This is a genomic window from Synechococcus sp. MU1611 (assembly GCF_020514255.1).
In the GTDB taxonomy this organism is placed as follows: domain Bacteria; phylum Cyanobacteriota; class Cyanobacteriia; order PCC-6307; family Cyanobiaceae; genus Parasynechococcus.
Genome location: NZ_VTLC01000003.1, coordinates 161,785 through 188,326, shown reverse-complemented (window position 1 = coordinate 188,326; position 26,542 = coordinate 161,785). Strand labels below are relative to the sequence as shown.

At 60.4% G+C, this 26,542-nt stretch carries 28 protein-coding genes; 20 read left to right on the top strand and 8 right to left on the bottom strand.

Features of this window, described 5'->3' with window-relative positions; translation table 11 throughout:
• Positions 1–214 precede the first annotated feature (214 nt).
• The 13 genes from FZZ92_RS07735 (at position 215) to cbbX (ending at position 13,565) form a co-directional block, all read left to right on the top strand.
• The gene (locus FZZ92_RS07735) at positions 215–526 is read left to right on the top strand and encodes a BMC domain-containing protein (RefSeq protein WP_006169870.1); all 312 of its coding nucleotides are present in this window, start codon (positions 215–217) and stop codon (positions 524–526) included.
• A 71-nt stretch (positions 527–597) separates the two neighbouring features.
• Positions 598–2,013: a form I ribulose bisphosphate carboxylase large subunit gene (locus FZZ92_RS07730; protein ID WP_115023888.1), complete on the top strand. Its 1,416-nt coding sequence runs from the start codon at positions 598–600 to the stop codon at positions 2,011–2,013.
• A 59-nt stretch (positions 2,014–2,072) separates the two neighbouring features.
• A complete protein-coding gene (locus tag FZZ92_RS07725) occupies positions 2,073–2,414 on the top strand; it encodes a ribulose bisphosphate carboxylase small subunit (RefSeq protein ID WP_115023886.1) in 342 nt (113 codons plus the stop codon).
• Between the two features lie 101 nt (positions 2,415–2,515).
• Entirely contained in the window at positions 2,516–4,885 is a 2,370-nt protein-coding gene (locus FZZ92_RS07720; RefSeq protein WP_226422944.1) for a CsoS2 family carboxysome shell protein, read from the top strand.
• A gap of 7 nt (positions 4,886–4,892) precedes the next feature.
• Positions 4,893–6,638, top strand: a complete 1,746-nt coding sequence (locus FZZ92_RS07715; protein ID WP_226398821.1) for a carboxysome shell carbonic anhydrase — start codon at positions 4,893–4,895, stop codon at positions 6,636–6,638.
• Positions 6,639–6,640: 2 nt separating this feature from the next.
• A complete protein-coding gene (locus FZZ92_RS07710) occupies positions 6,641–6,955 on the top strand; it encodes a carboxysome peptide A (protein ID WP_115023881.1) in 315 nt (104 codons plus the stop codon).
• Positions 6,955–7,206 carry a carboxysome peptide B gene (locus tag FZZ92_RS07705; RefSeq protein ID WP_115095164.1) on the top strand — a complete coding sequence of 84 codons (252 nt, stop codon included), beginning with the start codon at positions 6,955–6,957 and terminating at the stop codon, positions 7,204–7,206. Before FZZ92_RS07710 ends, FZZ92_RS07705 begins: the two co-directional genes overlap by 1 nt.
• Positions 7,207–7,259: 53 nt before the next feature.
• Positions 7,260–7,796 carry a BMC domain-containing protein gene (locus tag FZZ92_RS13170; protein WP_115023878.1) on the top strand — a complete coding sequence of 179 codons (537 nt, stop codon included), beginning with the start codon at positions 7,260–7,262 and terminating at the stop codon, positions 7,794–7,796.
• Positions 7,797–7,907: 111 nt separating this feature from the next.
• Positions 7,908–9,752: an NAD(P)H-quinone oxidoreductase subunit F gene (locus FZZ92_RS07690; RefSeq protein ID WP_115023876.1), complete on the top strand. Its 1,845-nt coding sequence runs from the start codon at positions 7,908–7,910 to the stop codon at positions 9,750–9,752.
• Positions 9,753–9,762: 10 nt separating this feature from the next.
• Positions 9,763–11,253, top strand: coding sequence for an NADH-quinone oxidoreductase subunit M (locus FZZ92_RS07685; RefSeq protein WP_226422943.1), 1,491 nt, complete (start codon positions 9,763–9,765; stop codon positions 11,251–11,253).
• A complete protein-coding gene (locus FZZ92_RS07680) occupies positions 11,250–12,389 on the top strand; it encodes a CO2 hydration protein (protein ID WP_115023873.1) in 1,140 nt (379 codons plus the stop codon). The genes FZZ92_RS07685 and FZZ92_RS07680 overlap by 4 nt, the downstream gene beginning before the upstream one ends.
• Positions 12,390–12,424: 35 nt before the next feature.
• A complete protein-coding gene (locus tag FZZ92_RS07675; RefSeq protein WP_115023871.1) occupies positions 12,425–12,676 on the top strand; it encodes a 4a-hydroxytetrahydrobiopterin dehydratase in 252 nt (83 codons plus the stop codon).
• Positions 12,660–13,565 (top strand): CbbX protein, encoded by a 906-nt coding sequence (gene cbbX / locus FZZ92_RS07670; RefSeq protein ID WP_115023869.1) that lies wholly within the window; start codon positions 12,660–12,662, stop codon positions 13,563–13,565. Before FZZ92_RS07675 ends, cbbX begins: the two co-directional genes overlap by 17 nt.
• Here the strand turns inward: cbbX and FZZ92_RS07665 are convergent.
• The 4 genes from FZZ92_RS07665 to FZZ92_RS07650 are packed head-to-tail and all read right to left on the bottom strand — an operon-like array spanning position 13,519 to position 16,791.
• Complete coding sequence (locus FZZ92_RS07665; protein ID WP_226398823.1) at positions 13,519–14,742, bottom strand: chloride channel protein; 1,224 nt, start codon at positions 14,740–14,742, stop codon at positions 13,519–13,521. The genes cbbX and FZZ92_RS07665 overlap by 47 nt on opposite strands.
• Complete coding sequence (locus tag FZZ92_RS07660) at positions 14,739–14,978, bottom strand: 2Fe-2S iron-sulfur cluster binding domain-containing protein (protein WP_115023866.1); 240 nt, start codon at positions 14,976–14,978, stop codon at positions 14,739–14,741. Before FZZ92_RS07660 ends, FZZ92_RS07665 begins: the two co-directional genes overlap by 4 nt.
• A complete protein-coding gene (locus FZZ92_RS07655; protein ID WP_370631255.1) occupies positions 14,975–16,468 on the bottom strand; it encodes a cobyric acid synthase in 1,494 nt (497 codons plus the stop codon). The genes FZZ92_RS07660 and FZZ92_RS07655 overlap by 4 nt, the downstream gene beginning before the upstream one ends.
• Entirely contained in the window at positions 16,468–16,791 is a 324-nt protein-coding gene (locus FZZ92_RS07650; RefSeq protein ID WP_226398824.1) for an Npun_F0494 family protein, read from the bottom strand. The genes FZZ92_RS07655 and FZZ92_RS07650 overlap by 1 nt, the downstream gene beginning before the upstream one ends.
• 112 nt (positions 16,792–16,903) lie before the next feature.
• Here FZZ92_RS07650 and FZZ92_RS07645 point away from each other — a divergent pair, with 112 nt between their 5' ends.
• The 3 genes from FZZ92_RS07645 (at position 16,904) to FZZ92_RS07635 (ending at position 19,597) form a co-directional block, all read left to right on the top strand.
• Positions 16,904–17,479 carry a nucleoside triphosphate pyrophosphatase gene (locus FZZ92_RS07645; protein WP_226423013.1) on the top strand — a complete coding sequence of 192 codons (576 nt, stop codon included), beginning with the start codon at positions 16,904–16,906 and terminating at the stop codon, positions 17,477–17,479.
• 33 nt (positions 17,480–17,512) lie between these two features.
• A complete protein-coding gene (locus FZZ92_RS07640; RefSeq protein WP_226422942.1) occupies positions 17,513–19,264 on the top strand; it encodes a mechanosensitive ion channel domain-containing protein in 1,752 nt (583 codons plus the stop codon).
• A 102-nt stretch (positions 19,265–19,366) separates the two neighbouring features.
• Positions 19,367–19,597, top strand: a complete 231-nt coding sequence (locus FZZ92_RS07635; protein ID WP_226398827.1) for a hypothetical protein — start codon at positions 19,367–19,369, stop codon at positions 19,595–19,597.
• 269 nt (positions 19,598–19,866) lie between these two features.
• Here FZZ92_RS07635 and FZZ92_RS07630 read toward each other — a convergent pair whose 3' ends face one another.
• From FZZ92_RS07630 to rpsD, 3 genes are all read right to left on the bottom strand, one after another.
• Positions 19,867–20,001, bottom strand: a complete 135-nt coding sequence (locus FZZ92_RS07630; protein ID WP_114987765.1) for a high light inducible protein — start codon at positions 19,999–20,001, stop codon at positions 19,867–19,869.
• 326 nt (positions 20,002–20,327) lie between these two features.
• Positions 20,328–20,954 carry a DUF4079 domain-containing protein gene (locus FZZ92_RS07625; protein WP_226398828.1) on the bottom strand — a complete coding sequence of 209 codons (627 nt, stop codon included), beginning with the start codon at positions 20,952–20,954 and terminating at the stop codon, positions 20,328–20,330.
• Between the two features lie 61 nt (positions 20,955–21,015).
• The gene (gene rpsD / locus FZZ92_RS07620; protein ID WP_115023856.1) at positions 21,016–21,624 is read right to left on the bottom strand and encodes a 30S ribosomal protein S4; all 609 of its coding nucleotides are present in this window, start codon (positions 21,622–21,624) and stop codon (positions 21,016–21,018) included.
• Positions 21,625–21,700: 76 nt separating this feature from the next.
• Here rpsD and yidD point away from each other — a divergent pair, with 76 nt between their 5' ends.
• Genes yidD through FZZ92_RS07605 form a run of 3 tightly spaced genes read left to right on the top strand, consistent with a single transcriptional unit; the run spans position 21,701 to position 23,793 of the window.
• Entirely contained in the window at positions 21,701–21,979 is a 279-nt protein-coding gene (gene yidD / locus FZZ92_RS07615; protein ID WP_226423012.1) for a membrane protein insertion efficiency factor YidD, read from the top strand.
• Entirely contained in the window at positions 21,979–22,251 is a 273-nt protein-coding gene (locus FZZ92_RS07610; RefSeq protein WP_115023854.1) for a glutaredoxin family protein, read from the top strand. The genes yidD and FZZ92_RS07610 overlap by 1 nt, the downstream gene beginning before the upstream one ends.
• Positions 22,252–22,287: 36 nt before the next feature.
• On the top strand, positions 22,288–23,793 hold the full coding sequence (locus FZZ92_RS07605) for a UDP-N-acetylmuramoyl-L-alanyl-D-glutamate--2,6-diaminopimelate ligase (protein ID WP_226422941.1): 1,506 nt from the start codon (positions 22,288–22,290) through the stop codon (positions 23,791–23,793).
• 19 nt (positions 23,794–23,812) lie between these two features.
• Here FZZ92_RS07605 and FZZ92_RS07600 read toward each other — a convergent pair whose 3' ends face one another.
• A complete protein-coding gene (locus FZZ92_RS07600) occupies positions 23,813–24,994 on the bottom strand; it encodes an aminotransferase class V-fold PLP-dependent enzyme (RefSeq protein ID WP_226422940.1) in 1,182 nt (393 codons plus the stop codon).
• A 71-nt stretch (positions 24,995–25,065) separates the two neighbouring features.
• Between FZZ92_RS07600 and FZZ92_RS07595 the strand changes: the two genes are divergently transcribed.
• Positions 25,066–26,232: a hypothetical protein gene (locus tag FZZ92_RS07595; RefSeq protein ID WP_226422939.1), complete on the top strand. Its 1,167-nt coding sequence runs from the start codon at positions 25,066–25,068 to the stop codon at positions 26,230–26,232.
• Positions 26,233–26,542 lie beyond the last annotated feature (310 nt).

The following is a 26,542-nucleotide window of genomic DNA, read 5'->3' as shown; positions in this document are numbered from 1 at the left end:
GATATGGAGTTTCACCACGCTCGACAACGACTTGTGCGGATGTGACCACAGGAACCACCACAGCAGACCGGAACAGTGAGGCACTGCGTGATAAGCCCAGCTTATTTAGTTCACTATGGACAGTGATCAAGAAAGTCTTCCGAATCGCTTGACGGGAAGGGTTCCGGCAAAGCAATGTCCCGAGCGAACATTCCACCTCTTTTCCCGGTAGGCAATGGCTAACGAAACCATGGGCATCGCCCTCGGCATGATCGAGACCCGCGGTCTGGTCCCCGCCATCGAGGCAGCTGATGCCATGACCAAGGCTGCCGAAGTGCGCCTGATTGGTCGCGAGTTTGTCGGTGGCGGTTACGTCACCGTTCTGGTGCGCGGCGAAACCGGTGCTGTGAACGCTGCAGTGCGTGCTGGCGCTGATGCTTGCGAGCGCGTCGGTGACGGCCTGGTTGCTGCACACATCATTGCCCGCCCCCACCGCGAAGTGGAGCCTGCACTGGGCAACGGCAACTTCCTTGGTCAGAAGGACTGAGATCTTCCGCTGAGCCTCTGACGAGGCACGCGAACGTCTCACCCTCTTCACCGACCTAACGGAGTTTTCCCATGAGCAAGAAGTACGACGCTGGGGTCAAGGAGTACAGGGATACCTACTGGACTCCTGATTACGTCCCCCTCGACACCGACCTGCTGGCCTGCTTCAAGTGCACCGGCCAAGAAGGTGTGCCCAAGGAAGAAGTTGCCGCAGCTGTGGCCGCTGAATCCTCCACCGGCACCTGGTCCACTGTGTGGTCCGAGCTCCTTACCGATCTCGACTTCTACAAGGGCCGTTGCTACCGCATCGAAGACGTTCCTGGTGACAAGGAGTCTTTCTATGCCTTCATCGCTTACCCCCTCGACCTGTTCGAAGAGGGTTCCATCACCAACGTTCTGACCTCCCTGGTCGGCAACGTCTTCGGTTTCAAGGCTCTCCGCCACCTCCGTCTGGAAGACATCCGCTTCCCGATGGCGTTCATCAAGAGCTGCTACGGCCCGCCGAACGGCATCCAGGTCGAGCGCGACCGGATGAACAAGTACGGCCGTCCCCTGCTGGGTTGCACCATCAAGCCGAAGCTCGGCCTGAGCGGTAAGAACTACGGCCGTGTTGTCTATGAGTGCCTGCGCGGCGGTCTGGACTTCACCAAGGACGACGAGAACATCAACTCCCAGCCCTTCCAGCGTTGGCAGAACCGCTTCGAATTCGTTGCGGAAGCCATCAAGCTGTCCGAGCAGGAGACCGGTGAGCGCAAAGGTCACTACCTCAACGTGACTGCCAACACTCCCGAAGAGATGTATGAGCGCGCTGAGTTCGCCAAAGAACTCGGTATGCCGATCGTCATGCACGACTTCATCACCGGTGGCTTCACAGCCAACACCGGTCTGTCGAAGTGGTGCCGCAAGAACGGCATGCTCTTGCACATCCACCGCGCCATGCACGCGGTGATCGACCGTCATCCCAAGCACGGCATTCACTTCCGCGTTCTCGCCAAGTGTCTGCGTCTGTCTGGTGGTGACCAGCTCCACACCGGCACCGTGGTCGGCAAGCTGGAAGGTGATCGTCAGACCACCCTCGGCTACATCGACCAGCTGCGCGAATCCTTCGTGCCCGAAGACCGCAGCCGCGGCAACTTCTTCGATCAGGACTGGGGTTCCATGCCTGGTGTGTTCGCCGTTGCTTCCGGCGGTATCCACGTCTGGCACATGCCCGCACTGGTCGCCATTTTCGGTGACGACTCCGTGCTGCAGTTCGGTGGTGGTACCCACGGTCACCCCTGGGGCTCCGCTGCTGGTGCTGCTGCCAACCGTGTGGCCCTCGAGGCCTGCGTCAAGGCACGCAATGCCGGTCGCGAGATCGAGAAGGAAAGCCGGGACATCCTCATGGAAGCCGGTAAGCACAGCCCTGAGCTGGCCATCGCTCTCGAGACCTGGAAGGAGATCAAGTTCGAGTTCGACACCGTCGACAAGCTCGACGTTCAGAACTGATCGTTTCTTCGGCCGGTTGATGCAACCGGCCACCCTTTTTTCTTAAACCCAGGATCCCCATGCCTTTCCAGAGCACCGTGGGTGACTATCAAACAGTCGCCACCCTGGAGACCTTCGGCTTCCTCCCGCCGATGACCCAGGACGAGATCTACGACCAGATCGCGTACATCATTGCCCAGGGTTGGAGCCCGCTCGTTGAGCACGTCCATCCCAGCAACTCCATGGCCATCTATTGGTCTTATTGGAAGCTCCCCTTCTTCGGTGAGAAGGATCTGAACGTTGTCGTCAGTGAGCTCGAGGCTTGCCACCGCGCATACCCCGATCACCACGTGCGCATCGTCGGTTACGACGCCTACACCCAGAGCCAGGGTGCCTGCTTCGTGGTCTTCGAAGGACGCTGATCCTTCGGACCCATGGTTCTGAGCCCTGACCTGATCAGGGCTCCAGCTTTTTTCGGAGGGGCAAGTGCCCTTCCACCTCACGACGACTCCCTCGGGCGGACATGGCAAGACTCTCCAGTCGCGAACTCGCATTAGAACGCCGTAAGGCGCTGACCACTTCCGGTAAGAAGTCCTCAGCTGCAGCTGGTACTGGCGCCAACCGTGTTCGCACCGTTGATGACGCCCGTCCCACCCGCACGAACGTGGCTGCAGTTGCTGAACCTGCTTCCGCACCTGTTGTTTCCGCTGCTGTAGCTCCGCAGCGAACAACTTCGTTCACAGCTGCTCCTTCCAGGCGCACTTCACAGGTCAAGCCCCATCGCGATGCCAGTCGTGATCTGGTGCTTGCACGCCGTGAGGCCCTGTCCCGTCGCGGCAAAACCGCAGACACCAGCCGCGATCGCAACCGCGCTGATTTGGCCCGTCAAACCAAAGCTGCTCCAGCTCCTGCACCCGCTGAAACCACCAAGAGCTGTGGCTGCGGAGGCAAGCGCGCTGCCGAAAAGACTGCACTGACCTCATTGAGTGCATCAGCTCCCAAGCTTTCCGTGCGCACGGAACGTCGTGCATCGGCCCCCAAGCGTCGCGCTATTGAGAATCCCAGTCGCGCCCTCGTTTTGGCCCGCCGCGACGCCATGGCCAAGCATGGCAAAACCGCCGGTAAGCAGTCCACCAGTGCCGCTGCTGTTGCCCGTCAGGCCAACCCTGATCTCACCAGCCGTGAGCTGGCCCAGCAGGTGCGCGAGTTGCGCACCAAGGCCGGTGCACGCAACAAGCAGAGTGCCGGTGTTACGCGCCCCACCGGTCCCAACCGCCATGGCGCCAAGCAGGCTGCTGCCGCTGATGCCCATTGGAAAGTTGGTGAAAGCACCACCACTGCTGGTCAAACAGTGACCGGCACCCAGGCCAACCGCTCGGTCAAAACCACCGGTAACGAAGCCAGCACCTGCCGATCGATCACAGGTACGGAGTATCTGGGGGCTGAAGTCTTCCAGACCTTCTGTCAGACCGCTCCGGCTGCCACGACGCCAGCCAAAGTGCGTGTGACGGCCACCAGCCATGGCAACCGTGTCACCGGCAATGAAGTGGGTCGCTCTGAGAAGGTCACCGGTGATGAGCCTGGCACCTGCAAGAGCGTGACCGGCACCGAGTACATTTCGGCCAACCAGTCTGCTGCTTACTGCGGTGGAGGTGTGAGTTCCCCCCGCAAGGTGGGTCACAGCCTCACGGAACAAGGTCGTCCCGTCAGTGGCGTGATGGTGGGTCGTTCCGCCAGTGTCACCGGCGACGAAGCCGGTGCAAGCCGCAGCCTCACGGGCGATCAATACCTCGGTTCTGATCCCCTCCCCGAAGGCCGTCCGGCCGCCAAAGTCGGTTTGTCCGGCACCCTTTCGGGTACGGGAGTTACTGGAACATTGGTGGGTCGCTCCTCCCAGGTCACCGGTAATGAATTCGGCTCCTGCCACCGTGTGACAGGTGATCAATACATCAGTGCTGAGCAGGTCAATGCCTTTTGCGGCGGCAAGCCTGAGCCTGAAGCTGCCAAAGTTGGTTTCAGTGTCACCAACCGCAACCAGGTGGTGAGCGGAACCCGCACCGGCCGTTCGGAGCACGTCACAGGTGACGAGCCCGGTAGCTGCCAGGCCGTAACGGGAACTCCTTATGCAGGCCTCGAGCAGGCCGGCCAAAACTGCGGTACTCCCGCAGTCCAAGCCATTCGTGAGCGCACCCCTGTGCGTCCCGGAACCCCTTCCGCTGCGATGACAGGGATTCAACCCGGAGTCGGCGGTGTCATGACTGGGGATAAACGCGGCGCTTGTGAAGCGGTGACCGGCACTCCTTATGTCGGCGCTGATCAGTTGGCCGCTGCCTGTGGCGCTGATGCCCCTGCCGGCACCGACACCCACGGTCAATCCCCTGAGGGTGCTGCCTGGACCCGTTTCAGTGTTGTTTCTCCCGCCCGCGCTGCTCAGCAGCAGCGTGATGCACGCTCCGGTGTAACCGGCACGTCTTACGAGGAGGGGAATCGCATCACCGGCCCTTTTGACATGGCTGGCGGCAAGGTGACCGGTACCGAGCAATTTCGCTTCGATAACCGCGAGTTCCAAAACCGCCAGCAACAACGTCAGTTCCAGCCCACCGTTGCTGTCGTCAGTGAGCCCACTGACAAGCCCGCATCGCGGGTCACCGGTGAAGGCTCTTCCACCAAGATCACAGGCGATGACTGGGATCGTGGGGAGCATGTGACCGGTACAGAGGGTGCATCGGCGCGCCGTCGCAATCCCAGCCGACCTGGTCCGATGAGTGCCATGTCCTCTTTTGAGCGCAAGCGCAATGAAGAGACCGAATGGCCTGTTAGTCGGGTCACTGGTTCCAGCGGTAACACCGAGAAGGGGTCCCTGATCACCGTCTCCGGCGGCGCACGGGGCTGATTCATTGATGGTTCGCTCCAAGCCTTTCCGTGGCGGGCGACCTCAGGCCCCCTCGGCTCCAACCCGTCTCCAGCTTCAGCAGCTGGCCAACATCACTGATCCTGCAGAGATGGCTCCGGATATGGAGTCGTCGACCCGCCAGGCTGCTTTGCAAAGGCGTCGTGCCTTAACAACCTCTGGCAAAGCAGCGCAATTGGATCGTGGTTCGGTCGCTGCAGGCCGGATTCGCTCCAGCAACGACGCTCAGCGTCCTGCTCCCTCCCAGCCCGGTTGGGTGCGGCGCGAGAAAGCAGCCACCCGGGCTGTTCCTTTCAATCTGAGTCGTAGCTCACTGCCGATCACCCATCGGCGTCATCCGCTCACGGATGCAGCGGCCAATGACCGTCTGCAGGCCTATGAGGAAGAGATCAAGGGACGTTTCGATCGGATCGTTCCCCTGCTTCAGCAGGTTTCAGCGTTGCAGCATGAAACCGATTTCATTCCCCAGGCCCAACGGCTTTGCAGGTCAGAACTCGGTTTCGACTTGCCGGATCACATCCTTCAGAGGGCTTGGGTGCGTCCTCTCGACATGCGCGCCCTGTTCGCGTGGTGTGTTTTTGAAAGCCATCGCTTGTTCAGCGACCGCTTTTTCCAGGACGACCCCCTGAGTGGAGCCACTGGCAGTGATGCCTCCAGAGAGTTTGAACAGTTCCTGCTCGACTGCGGCATTCATCTTCTTGATCTGACCCCCTGTGCTGACGGGCGCCTTGCGCACACCGTGGCCTACGCCCTGCGCATTCCCTTCAGCGCTGTGCGTCGACGCTCCCATGCCGGCGCCATGTTTGATGTGGAAAACACGGTGAATCGTTGGGTCAAAACAGAGCATCGCCGTTATCGCGAAGGCGCTCCGAATCCCTCCACTGAACCAACCCGCTATCTGAAGGTGGTGACTTACCACTTCAGTTCCCTCGACCCCTCCCACCAGGGCTGCGCTGCCCATGGCAGCAACGATGAATTGGCGGCTTCGGCTGGTCATCAGCGACTGCTGGATTTCCGTGAGTCGGTGGAAAACAGCTTCTGCTGCGGTGCTTCCGTTGATCTTCTTTTGATCGGCCTCGACACCGATACCGATGCGATCCGTGTTCATCCCCCGAGCCGTGACAGCGAAATGGTGCTCGACCGTTGGCTTTGCGCCAGGGAACTGCATGCAGCCACGGCATCCATGACTGCCGATCAGGCCATGGCTCAAATTGCTGAAGCCGTCGAAAGCTCCGCACCTGCCCCCATGGATGCGGGGATGGTGGCCTTCCTGACCCGATTGATCGCCAACAACATCTCCCAGATCGATTACGTGCAGGATCTGCACGGTGGTCCCTATCCGGATGCTGGCCACGCGGAGCGTTTCATCGGCGTTGGTATCGGTTTCAAGGAGGTGCATCTGCGCAACCTCACCTACTTCGCCCACCTCGACACGGTTGAGGAGGGAGCTCCTGATCTCGATGTGGGGGTCAAAATTTTCAAGGGCCTGAATGTGGCGCGGGATCTTCCGATTCCGATCGTGGTGCGTTTCGACTACTCAGGCCGTGTCCCAGGAGCCCGAGAACGGGCCATCGCTGATTGCCAACGGGTGAATCAGGCCATCGCCGATCGCTATGCAGCTCTCGTTAACGAGGGTTTGCTCCACACTTGTCTCACCATTCGCGACCGTAACCAGACGGCTCCGGCCGAGGTCGTCGGTTCCACGCTCGACCCGCAACTTCCGGAGGCTCACTGATCATGCTCATCGTCAAGGTCATCAAGCCGCTCGTCTCCACCAACCGGATCCCCGATTTCGAGCACAAACATCTCCAAGTGGTTCTCGATGGCAGCACCAAGAAGGTGGCCGTCGACGCTGTCGGTGCGAAACCTGGCGACTGGGTGATCTGCGTCAGCAGCTCAGCGGCCCGTGAAGCTGCTGGAAGCAAGTCGTACCCAAGTGACCTCACCATTGTGGGGATCATTGATCACTGGGAGCCCGATCCGCCGAAGACTGCGGCGCCCTCTCCTTCGCCCAGCCCTAGCAGCAAGCCTGCAGGAGGCAAAGCCAGCTGATGGAAATCATGCAGGTGATGGGCACGTTGATCTGCTCCTACAGGGTTGCAGGGCTTGATCACATGCATCTGCGCATTCTGCGCAACAACAAGGGCAAGAAGCTGGTGGCCGTCGATCCCGTTGGTGCCCGTGAGGGCAACTGGGTGTTCACCGCCAGCGGTTCGGCGGCACGGCATGCCTGCCCTGACAACACCGTCCTCACCGATCTGACCATCGGTGGAATTATCGATTTCTGGAATCCGGACGGATAGGGACCACCCATCTCCCTCCGCCGTTTCCGTTCCGTTTCCACACCTTCACAGCCATGGCTACTCCTTCCCCCACTCCCCGTCGTCGCACCACCCGCACCTCTGCTGCGGCGAACAAGACCGTGGATGTGAAGCCAGTGGCCAGCACTTCTGCAGCAGCATCCACCCCGGCCAAAGCTGCTCCTGCAACAACAACTTCTCGCGCGACCACGACGACGCGCCGCAGCAGTGGATCCAGCACGGGTTCAGGTGGCAGATCGGCGGTGGCTAAACCCGCTGCGACGCCTTCCCCCAAAGTCCCCGGTGTGGCCTTGGGCTTGATCGAAACCCGCGGGATGGTTCCTGCCATTGAGGCAGCCGATGCGATGACCAAGGCTGCGGAAGTCACCCTGATCTGCCGTGAATATGTGGGTGGTGGTTACGTCACGGTGATGGTGCGCGGTGAAACCGGTGCCGTGAATGCCGCTGTGCGTGCCGGTGCTGATGCATGCGAGCGGGTCGGTGACGGCCTCGTTGCTGCTCACATCATTGCCCGCCCCCACAACGAAGTGGAACCGGTGTTGGCCGGTAGTGGTGCAGCTCGCCGTAGCTGAGGGACAAAAAGCCACCTCATTGCCGTTCACAAAGAGCTCTTTTGCTGATGACCGGCTCTTAGATTCGCCGGCCATCTAGCGACCAGCTCGATCATCTTCCCGCTCGCTGTTTTGACTCCGGAGCTTTCGCTACCTCAGCAGACCGCCTGGTTGATCCCGCTCTACGGGTTCATCGGGATGTTGGTCTCTTTGCCGTGGGCTTGTGGCTGGTTCCGGCGTGATGCGCATCGACCGGCGGCGTATCTGAATATTTTCCTGACCCTGGTGGCCTTCGTTCACGGAAGCCTGATCCTGCAGGAGGTGTACCAATCAGGGCCAGTGGATTTGGCCTTTCCCTGGCTCACTGTGGCCGACCTGGAGCTGGATATCAGCTTCAGCCTTTCGCTCACCAATCTGGTGGCCCTCGAGTTGATTACGGGCCTCAGCCTGCTGTCTCAGGTGTATTCCCTGGGATACATGGATAAGGAATGGGCGTTGGCCCGTTTCTTTGCTCTGCTCGGGTTCTTTGAGGGGGCGATGAGCGGCGTTGTGCTCAGCGACTCCCTGTTCCAAAGCTATTTCCTGCTGGAGATGCTGACGCTCTCCACCTATCTGTTGGTGGGCTTCTGGTATGCCCAACCCCTTGTGGTGACCGCCGCACGGGATGCCTTCCTCACCAAGCGCGTTGGAGATGTGCTGCTGCTGATGGGTGTGGTGGCGCTCTGCAGCTACTCCGGCGTGATGGGGTTCAACGATCTCTATGCCTGGGCCGCCCAGGACACCCTCTCCCCGCTGGCGGCGACGTTGTTAGGCCTGGGTCTGGTCGCAGGCCCCACGGGCAAATGTGCCCAGTTCCCCATGCACCTCTGGCTGGACGAAGCCATGGAGGGCCCGAATCCCGCCTCGATTCTCCGCAATTCGGTTGTGGTGACCTGCGGCGCGATTGTGCTGTTGAAGGTGATGCCGATCCTGCAGCTCTCTCCCATCGCTATCGGCGTGATGCTCGTGATCGGCAGCATTAGTGCGATCGGTGGCTCCCTGGTGGCCCTGGCCCAGGTCGACATCAAACGAACGCTGTCGTACTCCACCACTGCTCATATGGGTCTGGTCTTCATCGCCATTGCGCTGCAGATCCCGGTGCTGGCCCTGTTGCTCCTGTTCACCCATGCCGTCTCCAAAGCTCTGCTGTCGATGAGCATTGGTGGGGTGATTGCTTCCACCAACTGCCAGGACATCACGGAGCTGGGTGGTCTGGGCAGCCGGATGCCTGCCACCACCACAGCCTTCCTGGTGGGGGGTGCCGGCCTGGTCGGGTTCCTGCCTCTGGGTGGTTTCCTGGCGCTTGCTCAGTCGATCGAGTTGCTGAGCGTGCGCTCCGTGCCGTTCATGGCTGTGTTCTTGCTCACCAATGCCCTCACTGCCGTTGGGCTGGTGCGGCTGTTCCGCCATGTGTTCATGGGTAATGCATTGATCAAGTCCCGCCGGGCTGCTGAGGTCAACTGGCAGATGGCCCTGCCGATGGTGGCGCTCACCGTGATTGTGCTGATCACGCCGCTGCTGCTGGTGCGGCTTGAGTCTCTCGATGGTTTGCTGGCCTTCCCCCTCTGGGCAGCAGCGCTTGTGGTGGGAAGCGGCCTGCTGGGACTGCTGGCCGGCGCGGTGCTCCCCTTGAGCAAGGCCTGGTCCCGTTCGCTCAATCCTCTGCTGCGCTGGTGGCAAGACCTCTTGGCCTACGACTTTTATACAGAGCGCTTCTATCGCCTCACCATCGTCAATGTGGTGGCTGGCTTCTCCCGGCTCGCCTCCTGGTTCGACCGAAATGTTGTAGATGGGCTGCTCAATGGGGTGGCTCGTTTCTCCATGGCCAGCGCCGACAGCCTCAAGCTCAGCGTCAGCGGCCAGAGCCAGTCCTATGTGCTCACGGTGCTTCTGGCCATCGTTCTCTTCCTCACCGCGGTGAGCTGGTTCCTCACCTGATCGCCTCGAGATGCTGCTTTCCCTTCTCCTCCTGATCCCCTTCCTAGGGGCCCTCGTGTTGATCCTTTGGCCAGGATCGCCATCGAGCACACGCTTGCGTGATGTCTCCATCGTTGTGCTGGTGGTTCAGTGCCTGGTGAGCTTTGCGCTGCTGTTGCCCTTTGACGCAGCCGATGCCGGCCTGCAGCTGGTGGAACAAGCCCGCTGGGTGCATGCCATTGGCCTGGATTACGCCCTGGCGCTGGATGGCCTGTCACTGCCTCTGGTTCTGATGAATGGGGTGCTTTGCCTGGTGGCCGCCATCGCGTCTCGCACGATCGAGAACCGCCCCCGTGTGTATTTCGCCCTGTTGTTGGTGATCTCCGGCGCCGTCAATGGAGCCTTCCTGGCCCAGAACCTGCTGCTCTTCTTCCTGTTCTACGAATTGGAACTCATCCCGCTGTGGATGCTGATCGCGGTTTGGGGCGGTGCCAATCGTGCCTATGCCGCCACCAAGTTTTTGATCGTGACGGCGGTCTCAGGGGTTCTGATCTTGGGGGCTTTCCTCGGCATCGCCCTGGTCACCGGGACCATGGACTTCAGCCTTCGCCCCATCCTGGCTGGTGAATTGGGCATGACGGCCCAGCTGATTCTCATGGGGGCTCTGCTGATCGGCTTTGGCATCAAAATTCCCCTCTTCCCTTTCCACACATGGCTTCCGGATGCCCACACCGAGGCGTCAACGCCGGTGTCGGTTCTCCTGGCTGGCGTTCTCCTGAAGCTTGGAACTTACGGTCTGCTCCGCTTCTGCCTCGGCTTGTTCCCGGAAGCCTGGCAGGTGGCTGCTCCATGGTTAGCGGGATGGGCTGCAATTTCCGTGCTTTACGGATCCCTGGCGGCGATCGCCCAGACCGACATGAAGCGAATGGTGGCTTACAGCTCCGTGGGCCACATGGGATATGTGCTGCTTGCCGCCGCCGCAGCCACACCGCTTGGCCTGATGGGTGCTCTCTTCCAGATGGTCAGCCATGGGCTGATCTCTGGGGTGCTGTTCCTCGTGGTGGGTGTCGTCTACGCCCAAACCGGGACCCGCGACCTCAATGTTCTCCGTGGCCTGTTGAATCCCCAGCGCGGCCTGCCCCTTACCGGATCACTGATGATCATTGGCGTTATGGCGAGCGCCGGAATTCCGGGGATGGCGGGCTTCATCTCCGAATTCCTGATTTTTCGCGGCAGTCTCCAACCTTTCCCCCTGGCCACGTTGCTGTCGATGGTGGGATCAGGCCTAACGGCTGTGTATTTCCTGTTGCTGGTCAACCGTGCCTTCTTCGGTCGCCTAGCGATTGCCCCCGGCGAGCTCGTGAATCCCCGTATCCTCAACCCCGTGGCGTTGCGGGAGCAGTTTCCGGCCATCGCCCTGAGCCTTGGTGTGCTGGTGCTTGGCCTTGCTCCTGAGCTGCTTTCGAACCTCAGTGAAGCGGCGACAACGGGCCTCAGCCTGATCACCGGAGATCTGTCATGACCCCGACATCCGTGTCCCCCGTTCAGCCCCCGGTTTTACCGGCTCAGGAGGAGCTGATCCGCCGGCTGCTCAGCGATACGCCTCTGCTCAAAGACACCCCCGATCATCTGCTTCAGGTGGTCAATGTCTTGGAGAGCTACGGCCTGGTTCTCGATGCTTACAGCAAGAACTTGGTGGACCAGGGCGAGAAGCAGATGCTCAACCCCTTCCCGGTGTTCCGCTTTTTCCATGAGGGGTTCAGCGTCAAGCGCCTCTGGAAGCACCTGTTGGGTGACCGGATCAATTTTGAGTACGCCGAGTACTGCCAGAAGGCGATGTTCTGGCACGGCACCGGAGGGCTTGATGCCTACCTGGACACGCCCGAATTTGCAGAGGCCTGCCAGCGGGTGATCAAGCGCAAGTCGGCTCGAGATCCGCTACTTGCTCTGAACAACCGCCTCTATCCCGACTTCGCGCCTGAGGCCATTCGCTCGCTCACCACGATCTACTGCCTCGGCTTGTTTTGGCGGGTGATGAGTGACATCTTCATCGACCTGGCGCGCCGTTATGCGATTAAGGAAGTCACCTGCGTCAACGATGTGGTGCATCACATCCGTGACGGTTTGGTGGCGGCTGCGGGAAGCCCGATTGAATACAAGGTGTCGATCGGCGGTGAAGAGATCTGGGTGTTGCCGCCCGAAGCCGGCCTCACCTTCCTGATGGATGTGGCGGTGCCCTACGTGGAGGCTGTCTTCTTCCGAGGCATGCCCTTCTTGGGAACGGTGTCGTACAACGCCCAGGCACGTCAGATCTCACCAGACATCAGTGATTTCAAGTACGGCGCCCTTTACGCCGATCCGATTCCGAGCATGGGTGCGGGGATTCCCCCCAGCCTCTGCATGCAGGACATGTACCGCCATCTGCCTGAGGAACTAAGCCTCTGGTACGACGACCACGGTCGGGGGCAGACCGATGTGCATGTGCAAATCTGCGTCAGCTTCCAGAAGTCGATGTTCTGCGTCACCAATGCCGCCATCGCTGGAACGATGCCCCATCCGCTCGACAGCGATGATCCCGAGCAGCAGGCGGCCAATCGGGCCTATGCGGAGTCCTGGGCCGGGCGCTTGATGGGCTGCCAGCGGGTGGCGCTCCTCTAAGTTTTCAACAGGTTTAGGTTGATCGGGGGGCTCTGATGAATCAGTGGCAGGAGCGGAAACGACCCGTGTGCCTCGAATGTCGCTTTGAGTTCGACAGCTACGACGCCACCCGTGATTTCCTTGACAAGCTTGGCGAGCACAGCGAGGCAACCCAACGCTTCCCCGACATCAGCTTCGGGCGCACCTACGTGAACATCACCCTTCGTCCTGAAGAGGACAGCCCCGATGCACAGCTGAGCGAGGCCGATCGCGCCTTTGCCGCTGAGATCGATGCCCTCCTCCGTTGATCTGGCATCGGCCTATGCCGATTCCGGGGTGGCTGAGGTGTTGGACCAACTCGATCAAGAGCTGATCGGACTCGCCCCTGTTAAGACGCGGATCCGTGAGATCGCTGCCCTGCTCCTGGTGGATCAGGCTCGACAGCAATTGGATCTGCCCAGCACCGCGCCGAGTTTGCACATGTCGTTCACCGGGCACCCCGGCACCGGCAAGACCACTGTGGCGCAGCGGATGTCGCAAATCCTGCACCGCCTGGGCTACCTGCGCAAAGGCCATGTGGTCACGGCCAGCCGTGACGATCTGGTGGGTCAGTACGTGGGCCATACCGCCCCTAAAACCAAAGAGATGCTCAAGCGGGCCCAGGGCGGTGTGCTGTTTATCGATGAGGCCTACTACCTCTACAAACCGGATAACGAACGCGACTACGGCGCCGAGGCGATTGAAATTCTGCTGCAGGAGATGGAGAGCCGGCGCAGCGACGTGGTGGTGATCTTTGCGGGTTACAAAGATCGGATGGAGACGTTCTATAGCTCCAATCCCGGACTGTCCTCACGGGTGGCCCATCATCTGGATTTTCCGGATTACAGCGACGACGAGCTGATGGCGATCGCAGGCTTGCTTCTGGATGAACAGCATTACCAATTCAGCGCTGAGGCCGAAACAGCTTTCTGGGACTACGTGTCGCGCCGGCGTCAACTGCCCTTTTTTGCCAATGCGCGCTCGATACGCAATGCCTTGGATCGGGCCCGTCTTCGTCAGGCCAACCGTTTGTTTTCGCGGATGGGGGAGTCCCTGACCAGGCTGGATCTCACCACGATTGAGGCGGCAGATATCCGGGCCAGTCGTGTGTTCAATGGCGAGGTGGAGGGCCACCATCCGGGGAAACATGAAGCCTGATCAATTGAGCCATGCAGAGGCCAATGAGCAGGCCTGCCGCGCCGTGCCCCTGCAGTAGGGCGAGCCCCAGCACCAGAACAGCCAACGGCGCAGGAAGCACGTAGCGGTACAAGGCACCGGTGAGTGCTCCGCACCAGCTGCCAAGACTGCCCAGATCCGGGAGGAGCAGATGCAGCCCCATCCCGATCGCGCAGGCGACCAGGAACAGGGGAAAAAACACCCCCCCGCGCCAACCGGTTTCCAGACACAGGCCCAGCATCAGCAGTTTCACCATCGCGGAGAGCAGTAGGAGCCAGGCCTCATTCGAGTTCTGGCCTTCCAGCAGGGGCCGCATCTGGTCTTCTCCTGCGAAGGGAACCAATGGCAGCCAATGCATGCAGGCCCCCAGCAGTAAACCGGTCAGCAGCGGCCACCAAGGACAGTGGGCCATGAGTTGGCGACGCTTGAGCCAGCCTTGCCAGCGCAGCAGCAGCCAACCCAGCCCGCAGCCGATTACTCCACCCAGTGCGCCTGCGCTCAGGGTGCCGAGGTCTTCCCCCAGAGTGCTGGGCCAGATGTAGGGGAGCCGTTGGAGCGATCCGCCGCTGGCGGCACCGATGCCATGAAATGCAGCAAAACCAGCCAGGCCGCCGAGGCTTCCAGGCAGCCAGCGGTCGAGGTAAGTCTGTTTTCTGTTCGGTTGGGGGGCTTCGCCAACAACAGCACCCCCCAGCAGTGGCGCCCCGAACATCCCGAGGCTTCCCGCCACCGTTGCAGCCTGGAGTTTCTGGTCTCGCCCGCGCCAAATCCTTTGGCTGATCAGTGCGGCCATGCGGCTCATTAGGGCCTCCGGCCCGACGGCACCTCCACCGATCTGGGCCAAGGTCGCTCCAAGAAGACCACGGCCTTCATCGCGCTTCGGAGCCTGGTCCGGATGATTCAGATCGTTCAGGGTCTCCCTGAGCTCAGGCAGCAATGTGGTGGGGCCTGGTCGATGCAGCAGCGACAAGATCAAGCCGCAGCCGCCGCAGATGAGCAGCGACCAGCCCAGGGGCAGGCCGCGGTCCAACCCTTCCAGGATTGGGTCTCCCCAGAGCATCCGGCTCAAGCTGTCGATCCAGCCCATACCAAGAGCGACACCGGCGCCGCTCAAGGCTCCGGTGAGCAGAGCCATCAGGCTGAGTCGAAAGGGAGTCACCAGTGCGGGTCGGTGGCGAAGTCAACGGAGAGTTTCGCTGATTTCGAAGCGGGCACGGTGCTGATGCAGGCGCGCACCACCTTTCCATTCACCTCGATTTCGCAAGCCCCACAGCTGCCCCCTAGGCAGCCGGTGGGAATGTTGATGCCTGCTCCATTGGCGGCCACCAACCAGTCGTCACCGATGCGTTCCTGAGTTGTGCGGCCATCGGGCCAGCGCACGGGGATCGAGGTCATGGCTGGAGCAATGGTGCAAGGTTCACATGCTGCTCGAAGGCGTCGGCCAATCGATCCAGCAAAAGGTCACGGTGCACGCTGTGGTTTTTGGGCTCGTTGGGCAACGGCTGGAGACCACGCTGCCGGCGAAGGCTGTTGAGCCAGGCTCGTCTCCAAGGGCCATTGTCGAGAAGACCGTGTAGGTAGGTGCCCACCACGCTCGATTCCTTCGGGCCGGGAGTCCACCAACCCAAGCCAGGGTCGCTGCTCAGCGGCTGAAGACCGGGGTCTGGGATGGTGGTTCCGTAATGCAGTTCAAATCCCGTCAGCTGCGTGTCCATGGGCCAAAGGCTTTGGATGCTGCGCTGGCGCAGGCTTTTCGTGCCGGTGAACGTGGTCGCCAAGGGCAGGAGTCCCAATCCGCTCTGTAGCCCCATCTGATCCATGCCCTCGAGCCCCTCAGGATCGTTCAATGTTTGGCCCAGCATCTGCATTCCGCCGCAGATGCCCAGGACGGAGCCACCAGCGCGGGCGTAAGTCTTGAGTTGGTCGCCGAGTCCGCTGTTGGTCAACGCCTCCAGATCGCGCAGCGTCTGTTTGCTTCCCGGAAGAATCACCGCATTGGGCTCTCCCAGGGGTTCACCGGGCTGAATCCAGCGCAGCCTCACGCTGGGTTCGGCCTCCAGAGGATCGAGGTCGGAGAAATTGCTGATGGAGGGCAGCCGCAGCACAGCGATCTCCAGATCGGTGGTCCCGCGGGTGGGTTTGCGTTCCAGCAGATCGAGGGAGTCTTCTGGCGGGAACAGATCGTTGAGCCAGGGCATCACCCCCAGCACTGGAACCCCTGTGTTGGCCTCCAGCCAGCTTCGACCCTCATCAAAAAGCTCTCGACGGCCGCGGAAGCGGTTGATCAGGATGCCCTTGATCAGGGGGCGCTCCACCGGTCGCAGTAGGGCGAGCGTGCCGACGACCTGGGCAAAAACTCCGCCGCGCTCAATGTCGGCCACCAGCAGGCAGTTGGCCCTTAGGTACTGGGCCAGGCGCAGGTTGGTGAGGTCGCGGCGCTGCAGATTGACCTCCACAGGGCTTCCCGCCCCCTCCAGCACCAGCCGACCCTGGGGCCATTGCTGCTGGAGCTGCATCAGCCCGGTCCGGATGGCCTGCCAACCCGGTCGGAACCAGTCGCGGTAGTAGTGCTCTGCGCGGGCTGTCCCCACGCTCCGGCCCCCATGGATCACCTCACTGGTGCTGTCTCCCCGGGGTTTGAGCAGCACTGGATTCATGGCGCAGCAGGGCTCAAGACCGGCCGCCCAGGCCTGCATGGCCTGGGAGTAGGCCATCTCCCCGCCATCGGCATCCACCCAGGCGTTGTTGCTCATGTTTTGCCCCTTGAAGGGCAGCGCCTGCTCTCCCCGTCGTTGGAGCACCCGGCATAACGCCGCCGTCATCAGTGATTTGCCAGCCCCGCTTGAGGTGCCAAGCACCATGAGAGGGCGAGGAGTGGTTTGCATTACAACGGCCAGTGCCGACGCAGGCTGTGACGCAGTCGATCCAGCACTGGGATCTGACGCTGCAGGATTGCAGGATCTTCATCCAGAAGCTGGCGACCCAGGGGGGTGAGCCTGAAGCGGCTGGTCAGCCCCTGCCCATCCACTTCCCGGCGCAGCACGCCCACACTGATCAGCCAACGGAGATCGTCTTCGAGGGCCTCGCTGTTGCGGAACCAGCGCTCCTTGCGGCTGTAGCGGCCCGGCTCGCTCCAGAGGTCGCCAGCATCCAAGCCTTGCTGCTGAAGATCTCGGTAGAGGGCCTCCGAGAAGGGCAGACATCCCATCGCCCTGCAGGCCCGGTCGCGGCTGCGTTGATCCAGCAGGTCTGTGGGGTGAGCGATGGCGAAGCCTCCCGTCCCTGGCAGCCTAAGGAGCGTTGTTCTGTGGTGTGTTTCCGTGCTCTTGCTTGCTTCCGCCTCGCCGGCGCGTCGCCGCTTGCTGGAGCAGGCGGGAGTTCCGCATCGGGTGCGCGTCAGCGGTGTGGATGAGGCGCAGATCCACCATTCAGATCCAGCAGAGCTGGTGAAATTGCTGGCTCAGGCCAAGGCTGAGGCGGTGGCTCAGGCGCTTGATCCTGTTGGCGATGCCGAGATCACAGCGGTGCTGGGATGCGACTCCGTGCTCAGTTTTGGGGGACAGGTGTTCGGTAAACCCACGGGGCGAGGCGAAGCGATCGAGCGTTGGCAGCGGATGGCTGGTGGTTGTGGATCCCTGCTGACGGGCCATTGCCTGATGCGTCGTGGTCAGGCTGACGTGCTGGCGTGTGTGGAGACAATTGTGCGGTTTGCGCCGCTGAATCAGGCCGAGATCGAGGCTTATGTGGCCAGTGGAGAACCTCTGCAATGTGCCGGTGGTTTTGCCCTCGAGGGCCGCGGCGGACTGTGTATTGATGGCTTGGAGGGTTGTTATTCGAACGTGATCGGCCTCAGCCTTCCTTGGCTCCGAACAGTCTTGGGACAACAGCTGGCGTAGTGCGCATCATGGGGTTTCACTGAGTTGTTGCCCGTGGTGCGTTGGTTCCGGCGGCTGATCACTGTCGGATTGGCTTTGGTGCTGGCACTGCTGATCGGCCCTGTGGCCAGTCGAGCCTCCTTGATGGATTTGATGCCGCAGCTGGAAGGCCAGGGTTCGGTCGAGGAGCAGCTCAACCAAACCTTGGAAGGCAAGTTTGAGCTCGCCAAAGTTCGCATTCTTGGAGTGCCGGCGATCAGTGTCGCCAGCCCGGTTCCTCTCGGTGATCGCACCACCATCGCGGCATCCACACGAGCTCGGGTGATTCAAGGCAACCTTCGGGCCCTGTATGACCCCAATCAGCTGTGCAGTTTCAGTGAGCGCGTCAGCGAATGGATGCTGGATTCTCTCCTTCAGGTTGAAGATCAGATCTGCAGTGCCGGTCAGCGTTATGGCTTGGTCCGCTCGGGTGATCCTCTGAAGCTGGTGGTGCTGCGCGAAGGTCGAGGACCCTATGAACTGGCTGCGCTGCTGCCAGGTCGGGATCAGCCGTTCCCGTTGCTGACGGTCACCACCGCTGATGCCGAGATCAATGGTGCCAAGGAGCTGGCACTGGCTCAGGCCTGGCGCGCGCGTTTGGAGCAACGGTTGAACCATGCCCGAAGGGTGTATGCGCCGGCTCAGTTGATCCGACGCTTCCGCATGGCATTGGTGCTGGAGCTGCTGTTGGGACTGCTGGTGGTGGCCACCACAATCCTTTGGAACCGGATGCGGCAAAGGATTACGCGCCTGCAGCGGGAACTCTTGGAGAAGCGGCAGCGGTTAAAGCGGGTGGAGATTCGCCTGCATGCCGAGCAGGCGCTCACAATCGCTTTCCTGATGCTGATCATCACCGAATTGGTGTTGATGCTGGCGTTGGGCGTCAGTGCGATCCCCGGTCAGGTTCCTTTGGGGATTGATTTGATGCTTCAGCCCTCCTTGGCGGTCGCCAAGCTCCTGGTCCTCACCTTGGCCACATTCCTGCTGCGCAGCCTCAGCATGTTTCTGCTGCGGCAGTGGATGGCCGATGTGGATGTGCCGCCGCAGGAGCAGGCCCGCCGTCAGCAGCGCTATCGGAGTTTGGTGCGGGTCATCCATCGCCTGATTGATGTGATGGGGGTGTTGTTGGTGAGCCTTTGGATCGTGCTGGATATTCCCGGTGTTCGCTCCACGTCGGCATCGCTGTTACTCGCTGGAGGTGCACTGCTGGGTGCACTGGCGTTCGTGTTTCAGGGCGTTTTGCGTGATTTTTCGGCTGGCCTATTGATGCTGCTGGAGGACCGCTGTGCCATCGGCGATTGGGTGGAGGTGGATGGCATAGATGGGGAAGTGATCGATGTTGGCCTGTTTGGCACCCAGATCCGCTGCCTGGATCAGCGGGTCAACATCCTCAACAACGCATCCATCCTGCAGATGCGCAATCACACCAAGCTGCGATCCGGCAGCTTGGTGACGTTGTTGATTTCACATCGACAGCCTGATCTGGAAGTGGTGTACCGCGTTCTCGACGCTGAGATTGACGCCTTCCGTCACGACCCAGTCTGGGGCAGTCGGTTGATCAGTGAGCCGGTGCTGCGGGGGGTGAAGCGCACCTCTGCCCTCGGCGTGCACATGCAGGTGTTGTTGATCACCAAAGCAGGAGAGCAGTGGACCACTGAGCGTGAATTCCAACGCCGTGCCCTCCGGTCCTTGCATCGCCGTGGGGTCCTCTTAGCGGACGGTTTGGACCTTGCCGCTTCAAGAGTTGTTGATCCCGGTACGCGTTAGTCCCATGCTTCAGCTGGCTTGGGTCGGTGACCAGAGCTTGCACCGCTTCTCTAGGTCTCACCTTGCTGTCGCTGCATCCTGCTTTATTGATGCCCTAAGAGCGTGGACTGGGCGCTCAGCATTGGATTGCTATCACATGAATATCTCTGCATTATTGCGATGAAGATTTCCTGGATTGTCCTATTGCTTGCTTCGCTGATGGCTGCTTGCAGTGGCGAAGGTCTGTCTCCCGAGCGCAAAGCTTGTTTGGAGAATGCCAAAACAGAGGCAGAGCGGATTGCATGCAACAACGCTGAAGCGATTAGGTCGGACCGCGAGGCTCAATCCGAGTGATTGATCCGCTCCCCCACCTGGGCAGTACTCAACATCCTTGCCATTGCTGACGGGATGTTGAGTACTGGTCTGGTCAGCCACTGCCCCTCGTTGGAGTGCTGAGGTTGAGCCCTAAAAAGCCACAGAAGACTGGGCTACGGCTGACAATAGGGAGCTGATTGCAGTGTTGCCTCCAACGCAAATCGCTCCCATGAGCATCCCGAAGTAAAAGAGCTTGACGTACCCGAGACGTGTCTCGGGCACCCAAACATCGCTTTCCTCTCTGGGCATTAGCCCATTCCGATCTGAGAAAGGATTCCTTGACCAGTGAGCAGCTCAGTCCCTAAGCCAATGATGAATCCCATCATTGCGAGGCGACCGTTCCAGGTTTCAGCGAAAGAAGAGAAGCCGAACTTGCTGTCCATGGTGTTGTTAAAAAACGTAACAAACATACAAGTGATCTAGGACTTCTGGTGTACCAAATGCTGCAATCAGGCTACCAATCTCCACCCCTGCGTTGTTTTGAGCTGTCGGAGCAATGAGGCTCCGATCTCCGCTTGGGGCGTTGAGGTTGCAGTCCACCACGCCTCCATGTCCTTGCCGTGAAGTGCTGCGGTACTCATTGCGGGTCGGTGGTTCTGGTAACGGGTTGGCTAGCGCTAGATGCGGGCAAGGCGGGCGTAGCGCTGCATATTTTCCAAGCAGTCCTTTCTTTCCGCCCCTCTTGCTACTCGCCCAAATAATGCAAGCGTCAGAACCCGCTCAGCAGAAGGTTCCTTGTGCCTGAGATCGCTTGCATGGCCAGCAGCAAGGCCACCAGCAGATTGCTGCTGATGTGAAGGCGTCGCGCAGTCACGGAATGACCAATTAAGGGCTGCAGCGCTGTAGAGCTCAGCAATAGGCCAGTGAGCAACAGGCCCATCCAGAAATGGGACTGCCAAAACAAGGGGCTCCAGGGAACATCGCTGAACCGTTCCACGGCAGGTTGTAGTCCCAGCAGAAGCAGGCCGCCCCCACTGGCGGCAGCCCACAGCAGGCGCTGCCAGACGATTCGGCTCGAGAGCAGGCGCCCAAAGCAGAACAGCACAGCGCTTCCAGTGAGCAGCAGACCTAGGGGATGGGTGGCCCAAAGGCTGTGGCTGAGGCCGATCAGCACCGCCATCAGCACTCCGCCGGTCACCCAGGCCCCATGCTGCGCATGCTCAACCGGCACGGTGTCGGCGATCGGGTTGATCTTCAATCGCTTTTCCCGCACCAGGATCCCCAGTCGGATCGTGGCCCCCACCACTGGGTAGACAAACAGGATCATCAGCACGGGATGGATCAGTCCCAGCCAGTCGTGGCTGGTGAGCGCTTGCAGTGCTAGGGGATCAGCCAAAAAAAAACGCAACCCTGAACCCAGGGTTGCGCATCGTGGGCCTGTGAACTGAGGATCTGGATCAGACCTTTCTGGAGTAGTACTCCACCACCAGCAGTTCGTTGATTTCCAGGGCAACCCACTCGCGTTCGCAGCGGGCGGTGACCTTGGCACTCAGCTTGGCTTTGTCGAGCTCCAGGTGCGTTGGCACGTTGGCAAGGCCGGGGAACTCGAGGTTGGCTTCAGCCAGCTTCTTGCTGCACTTGCGCTCGCGGATGGCGATCACGTCGCCAGGCTTGCACTGGTAGCTGGCGATGTCGGTCACACGACCGTTCACGGTGACGTGACCGTGGTTCACCAGCTGACGGGCGCCAGGCACGGTGGGACCAAAGCCGAGGCGGAAACAAACATTGTCGAGACGGTTCTCGAGCAGCTTGAGCAGGTTGGTTCCGGTGGAACCCTCCTGGGCGCGCGCTTTCTTCACGTAGCGCACGAGCTGACGCTCGGAGACGCCGTAGTTGAAGCGAAGCTTCTGCTTCTCTTCGAGACGGATCGCGTATTCAGAGCGCTTGCGACGGGCTTGGCCGTGCTGACCGGGGGGATAGGACCGTTTTGCGGCCTTCCGGGTGAGACCGGGGAGGTCTCCCAAGCGCCGCGTGATCCTCAGACGAGGGCCGCGGTAACGAGACATAAGTGGGAAGGTGTTTGTTGAGATCGTGCAGTTGTTGGGCATGCTGGAACCGAAACAGTCCCAGGCATCTCCCGCGATGCACGAATCGAACACTCTATCTGGCGGACTCGCCGACCACCTGCGACGGGCGATCAATCAGGCTCTCGCTGCTGTTCTCCTGGCTGGCATCGCCTTCTATCGGCGCTTCATCTCCCCGATGATCGGGCCCCGTTGCCGCTTCACGCCCACCTGCAGTGCCTATGGCCTGGAGGCCATCCAGAAGCATGGTCCTTGGAAGGGAGGCTGGCTGACCGTGAAACGGCTGCTGCGGTGCCATCCCTTCACTCCCTGTGGATGTGATCCGGTGCCCGATTGATGCATGAGCTCACGCTGTTCAGCCGCACAGGATGCTGTCTGTGTGAAGGCCTGGAATCCCGCTTGCGCGCCCTCGATCTTGTGGGGATATCGATCACGTTGAAGGTGATTGATATCGATGCGCCAGAAACTCCCCAGGAACAAAGGGCGCGTTACGACCTCGAAGTGCCTGTGCTCGCGCTCGATGGTTGTGAGCTGCCCCGGGTTTCCCCGCGTCTTACTGGTGAGGGACTGTTGAATTGGTTGCAACGCTGCCTGTCCACGGCGCTCTGAACGGCTTAAAACTCCCTCAAGAACCGGGGAGAGGGGATGACTCAGGCGTTGCATGCCCTGTTGAGTGATGCAGGGATTGCGGTGCCGCAAGGCCTGGCCAATCCCACACTGGAAGCGATCACGACTGATTCACGCCGGGTTGGGCCGGGGAGTCTGTTTCTTGGGCTTCCAGGGGAGCAAGTCGATGGGGGGACGTTCTGGGCCCAAGCACTCGAGGCAGGTGCTGCCGCCGCGGTCATCGGACCTGGGGCTGCTGCAGCGCACCCTCCTGGAGCTGATGACCCTGTGGTGGTGATTGAAGAGCCGGTGGCGCGCCGGATCGGTGAGATTGCCGCTGCGTACTGGGATAATCCTTGCCGCCGGATGGCCTTGATTGGTGTGACGGGCACCAATGGCAAAACGACCACGACCCATTTGATTGAGCATCTGGCCGCCTCGGCGGGCCAGCCCGTGGGCTTGTTCGGCACCTTGGTCAACCGCTGGCCCGGTCACAGCATCACGGCCACCCACACCACGGCATTTGCCGACCGTCTGCAGGGGCAACTCGCGGAGGCCGCATCTGCCGGCTGCGGCCTGGCCGCGATGGAAGTGAGTTCCCATGCCCTGGCGCAGCAGCGGGTGGCGGGCTGCCGCTTTGGCGGTGCCGTGTTCACCAACCTCACGCAGGACCACCTCGACTACCACGCCTCGATGGAGGACTACTTCGAGGCCAAGGCAACGCTTTTTGCCGATCCTTTGTTGCTCGATGGTGGTGGGCGCGCTGTCGTTAATAGCGATGATCCCTGGGGTGCGCGCTTGGCCGAACGCCTGGGCTCCGCTTGTTGGCGCAGCTCGCTGGAGGATCCATCGGCTGAACTGCACATGACCGACCTGCAGATGACGGGGGCTGGCGTGGAGGGACGCTTGATCAGCCCTGTGGGAGAGGGACGCTTCCGCTCGCCCCTGCTGGGACGCTTCAACCTGATGAACCTGCTTCAGGCGGTTGGGGTGCTGCTTCAGCAGCGGTTGCCCTTGCCGGTGTTGCTGGAGGCCATCGGCCGTTTCGGCGGTGTGCCTGGACGGATGGAGCGGGTGATCGTGGACGGGGTGAACGATGAAGTGCTGCCGCCGGTGTTGGTGGATTACGCCCATACCCCGGATGGCTTGGACAACGCTCTTTCAGCAGCACGTCCCTTCTGCACCGGCCGGCTGATCTGTGTGTTCGGTTGTGGTGGTGACCGGGATCGGGGCAAGCGTCCCCAAATGGCCGCGATTGCAGCCCGCCTGGCTGACCGCGTGGTGGTCACCTCCGACAACCCGCGAACGGAGGATCCTCAGCAGATCCTCGATGACGTGGTGGCGGGGATTCCGGACGGAATCGATCTCCTTGTGGAGGGCGATCGGGCCAGTGCGATCGCCTCAGCCATTGCAGAGGCTGAGGCCGATGATCTGGTGCTGGTGGCCGGCAAGGGGCACGAGGACTACCAGATTCTCGGCACCGAGAAGGTGCACTTTGACGACCGCGAGGAAGCGGAACAAGCCCTGCGCCAGAAGTTGCTCTGAAGCGGTTGCTGTGAAGCGATCAAAGGGCGCTGATCGCTGCCACCAGGGTGTTGATGTCGTCTGTTGTTGTACTGATGTGGGTGCAGGCGCGTAGGCAACTGGGGTCGGCTAAATCGCGAATCCAAAGCCCTTGGCCCCCCAACTGCTTCACATGCTCAGCGGGGGATACGTCGCCGTTGATCTGGAAGCTCACCAGTCCGCTGGCGGGCGCCGTTTCCAGCAGGGGTGTGACGTGGTTTAGCCCTTGGAGTGCCTGCCAGAGGTTTCCGCTGAGTTTTCGAATGCTGTCCCAGCGTTGGTCGGCTGACCCCTGTCGTTCCAGCAGTTCAAGGGAGCAGCGCAGGCCAGCCATCAGGGGCACGCAGCTGGTGGCCACTTCAAAGCGGCGGCTGTCGTGGTGAAACAGATCGCTGCCGTTCAGATCAGCCTTGCTTTCATCGCGCAGGCTGCGCCAGCCGATCACGGTCGGAGCGGCCTCGGCTACCACACGTTCTGAAAGTGCCACGCCTCCCAGGCCTTCGGGCCCGCAGGCCCACTTGTGCCCGGTGAAGGCATAGATATCGGCTGCGGCAGCAGCTTCTTCGACGGGAATCTGCCCGAAGCTTTGGGCGGCATCCACCAACAGAAAGGGTTGTTGTGGGTGTTGGTTGAGCTGTTCGGCGACGGCGGCAATCGGCATCACCTGTCCCGTGTTCCAGAGCAAATGGCTCAGCACCACCAGCCGGGTGCGAGGGGTGAGGGCGTGTGCAATCGCCTCAATCACGGCTGCATCGCAGTGGGCCTGATCACCACGCAGATGCTTCACCTTCAGCAGGTCAATGGCGAGGTTCTGGCGCCTGGCCAACTCAACGCAGGCGCTGACCACACCTGGGTGTTCGCAGTCGCTGATCAGCAGTCGGTCGTCTTCAGCGAAGGGCAGACCCCACAGCGGCAGCACGCAGCCGCTGGTGACGTTCTCGGTGAGGGCCAACCGATGGGCAGGGACGCCGCAGCACTGGGCCAGAAGGCGTCGGGTGCTGTTGACCTCCGAGGCGATGAAGGGCCAAACATCCGCTGTGAATGGCCCCAACTCCTGAATGCGTAACCAGCTCGCCGTGATGGCTTCCAGAGATGGGCTGGGCAACGGCCCCTGGCCGCCGTAGTTGAAGTAGGTCTTGTTCTGCAGGGCAGGACACAGTGATCGCAACTCGTTTGTGTCCATCTGGCTTTTGGCTGACTAGGGTGTGACTAAAGCTGTGACTAAAGGTGCCGTTTCGGAAGCATCCGACATACGTGCGTAAAGCCCGTAACGGGTACCAGCTGCAGCGTGGCGTCCCGAAAGACGTTCAGCCAGTCATAGGCAAAACGATTTGGGTTGAAGGTGCGGGTTCTACTTATCGCGTCGCCCAGCGCCTCTCACCTGTCTTCGCTGCCAAGACCGATCGACTCATCGCGGAGGCGCGCAATGAGGTGTCACTGACGGGTGACGAGCTGATTGATGCTGTCCCTGCTCGGTTTGACCTGTCTGATCCAGAGGTGGTCGAGCTACTGCTTACTGGCTGTGATGTCGAGGTTGAGGAAGGGGTGTTAACTCGTGAGCAGGCATCCAGATACAGGGCGATCCTGAAGGGTGAGGAGCAGCCACGAGAGCACCTGTCGAAGGAAGAGCTGATCCAGCAGGCCAAGGCACTGAAGGCACCTGCTGCGAGGACCGAAATGAGTTGGAAGAGTGCCTTAGACGATTTCTTGGCACACGCTGCTGTAACTCACCCAACGTCTGCAACAAGCCAACAGGCCATTGCTTATCGCTCCTGGTTGCTGGAACGCCTCAGTGCTTCAACGGTTAAGACGCGTCTCGCTTTCCTTTCTGGTCTTTGGTCAGTTCTGTGTGAGTTGCGACCTGGTTCCACTCATGTCTTTCAAGGACTGAACAAACGGATCAAGGTCGTTAAATCCAGAAAGTCTGTAGTCACAATCATCGATCCCTCGCAGTGGCAGGGCTCAGGTGAACGGATGGAGATTTTTCAGTTCCTTTATTTCACAGGTGCACGACTTGCTGAGATTGCTGGGTTGCAGGCTGAAGACTTGCTTGAAGATCAAATACTCATTCGACCTAACGAGTCCAGACCTTTAAAAACAGAGGCCTCTGAGAGGTCTATCCCAATCCATCCAAGACTGCAGTCTTTGGTGATCGAGCTGCGAAAGAAGAATGGTCTTCTATGGCCAGGTCAGTATCAGGAGTCAAATAAACGCTGGGGAGTCAATCTGTCGAAGCCTTGTAAAAAAATAGTTGGAGTCACGCCCAAAGGATTTAGGGATCGTGCTGCAACAGTGTTGCGGTCAAACAACATGAACGAAGCAGTTGTCGTGGCGTTGCTTGGCCACACACCTAATTCAATCTCAATGGCGTATGGCGCTACTCCCTGGAAAGAACTGAAACGCGCCGTAAAGCTCCTCTAAGGCCCTTGACGAGCGCTAAATGATCAATCCATCGCGCACACCTTGTGCTTCTTGTGGGAGCTTCTAGGCGGCTCTGGTAATCCCTTATGTATAAGGGAGAAACCATTTTCTCAATCCCTCATGTATAGGGGAGAACAGCTCAAGCTCCGGTAATCCCATATGTATAAAGGAAAGACCGGTCTTTTCGGAAACCCCTTATGTATACAGGGAGGAATCATCAGCTCGGAAACCCCACATGCATATAGGGAGAAGCTTGCTGACCCTGTGAGTCAAAGCAAAGACACAAACACTCGTGGTTTGGAATCCACGT

What these genes read in the sequence shown, in the direction of transcription:
- FZZ92_RS07735 (WP_006169870.1), top strand. Translation starts at nt 215, where the DNA reads ATGGCTAACGAAACCATGGGCATCGCCCTCGGCATGATCGAGACCCGC.
- FZZ92_RS07730 (WP_115023888.1), top strand. Translation starts at nt 598, where the DNA reads ATGAGCAAGAAGTACGACGCTGGGGTCAAGGAGTACAGGGATACCTAC.
- FZZ92_RS07725 (WP_115023886.1), top strand. Translation starts at nt 2,073, where the DNA reads ATGCCTTTCCAGAGCACCGTGGGTGACTATCAAACAGTCGCCACCCTG.
- FZZ92_RS07720 (WP_226422944.1), top strand. Translation starts at nt 2,516, where the DNA reads ATGGCAAGACTCTCCAGTCGCGAACTCGCATTAGAACGCCGTAAGGCG.
- FZZ92_RS07715 (WP_226398821.1), top strand. Translation starts at nt 4,893, where the DNA reads ATGGTTCGCTCCAAGCCTTTCCGTGGCGGGCGACCTCAGGCCCCCTCG.
- FZZ92_RS07710 (WP_115023881.1), top strand. Translation starts at nt 6,641, where the DNA reads ATGCTCATCGTCAAGGTCATCAAGCCGCTCGTCTCCACCAACCGGATC.
- FZZ92_RS07705 (WP_115095164.1), top strand. Translation starts at nt 6,955, where the DNA reads ATGGAAATCATGCAGGTGATGGGCACGTTGATCTGCTCCTACAGGGTT.
- FZZ92_RS13170 (WP_115023878.1), top strand. Translation starts at nt 7,260, where the DNA reads ATGGCTACTCCTTCCCCCACTCCCCGTCGTCGCACCACCCGCACCTCT.
- FZZ92_RS07685 (WP_226422943.1), top strand. Translation starts at nt 9,763, where the DNA reads ATGCTGCTTTCCCTTCTCCTCCTGATCCCCTTCCTAGGGGCCCTCGTG.
- FZZ92_RS07680 (WP_115023873.1), top strand. Translation starts at nt 11,250, where the DNA reads ATGACCCCGACATCCGTGTCCCCCGTTCAGCCCCCGGTTTTACCGGCT.
- FZZ92_RS07675 (WP_115023871.1), top strand. Translation starts at nt 12,425, where the DNA reads ATGAATCAGTGGCAGGAGCGGAAACGACCCGTGTGCCTCGAATGTCGC.
- cbbX (WP_115023869.1), top strand. Translation starts at nt 12,660, where the DNA reads ATGCCCTCCTCCGTTGATCTGGCATCGGCCTATGCCGATTCCGGGGTG.
- FZZ92_RS07660 (WP_115023866.1), bottom strand. Translation starts at nt 14,978, where the DNA reads ATGACCTCGATCCCCGTGCGCTGGCCCGATGGCCGCACAACTCAGGAA.
- FZZ92_RS07655 (WP_370631255.1), bottom strand. Translation starts at nt 16,468, where the DNA reads ATGCAAACCACTCCTCGCCCTCTCATGGTGCTTGGCACCTCAAGCGGG.
- FZZ92_RS07650 (WP_226398824.1), bottom strand. Translation starts at nt 16,791, where the DNA reads ATGGGATGTCTGCCCTTCTCGGAGGCCCTCTACCGAGATCTTCAGCAG.
- FZZ92_RS07630 (WP_114987765.1), bottom strand. Translation starts at nt 20,001, where the DNA reads ATGGACAGCAAGTTCGGCTTCTCTTCTTTCGCTGAAACCTGGAACGGT.
- rpsD (WP_115023856.1), bottom strand. Translation starts at nt 21,624, where the DNA reads ATGTCTCGTTACCGCGGCCCTCGTCTGAGGATCACGCGGCGCTTGGGA.
- yidD (WP_226423012.1), top strand. Translation starts at nt 21,701, where the DNA reads ATGCACGAATCGAACACTCTATCTGGCGGACTCGCCGACCACCTGCGA.
- FZZ92_RS07610 (WP_115023854.1), top strand. Translation starts at nt 21,979, where the DNA reads ATGCATGAGCTCACGCTGTTCAGCCGCACAGGATGCTGTCTGTGTGAA.
- FZZ92_RS07605 (WP_226422941.1), top strand. Translation starts at nt 22,288, where the DNA reads ATGACTCAGGCGTTGCATGCCCTGTTGAGTGATGCAGGGATTGCGGTG.
- FZZ92_RS07600 (WP_226422940.1), bottom strand. Translation starts at nt 24,994, where the DNA reads ATGGACACAAACGAGTTGCGATCACTGTGTCCTGCCCTGCAGAACAAG.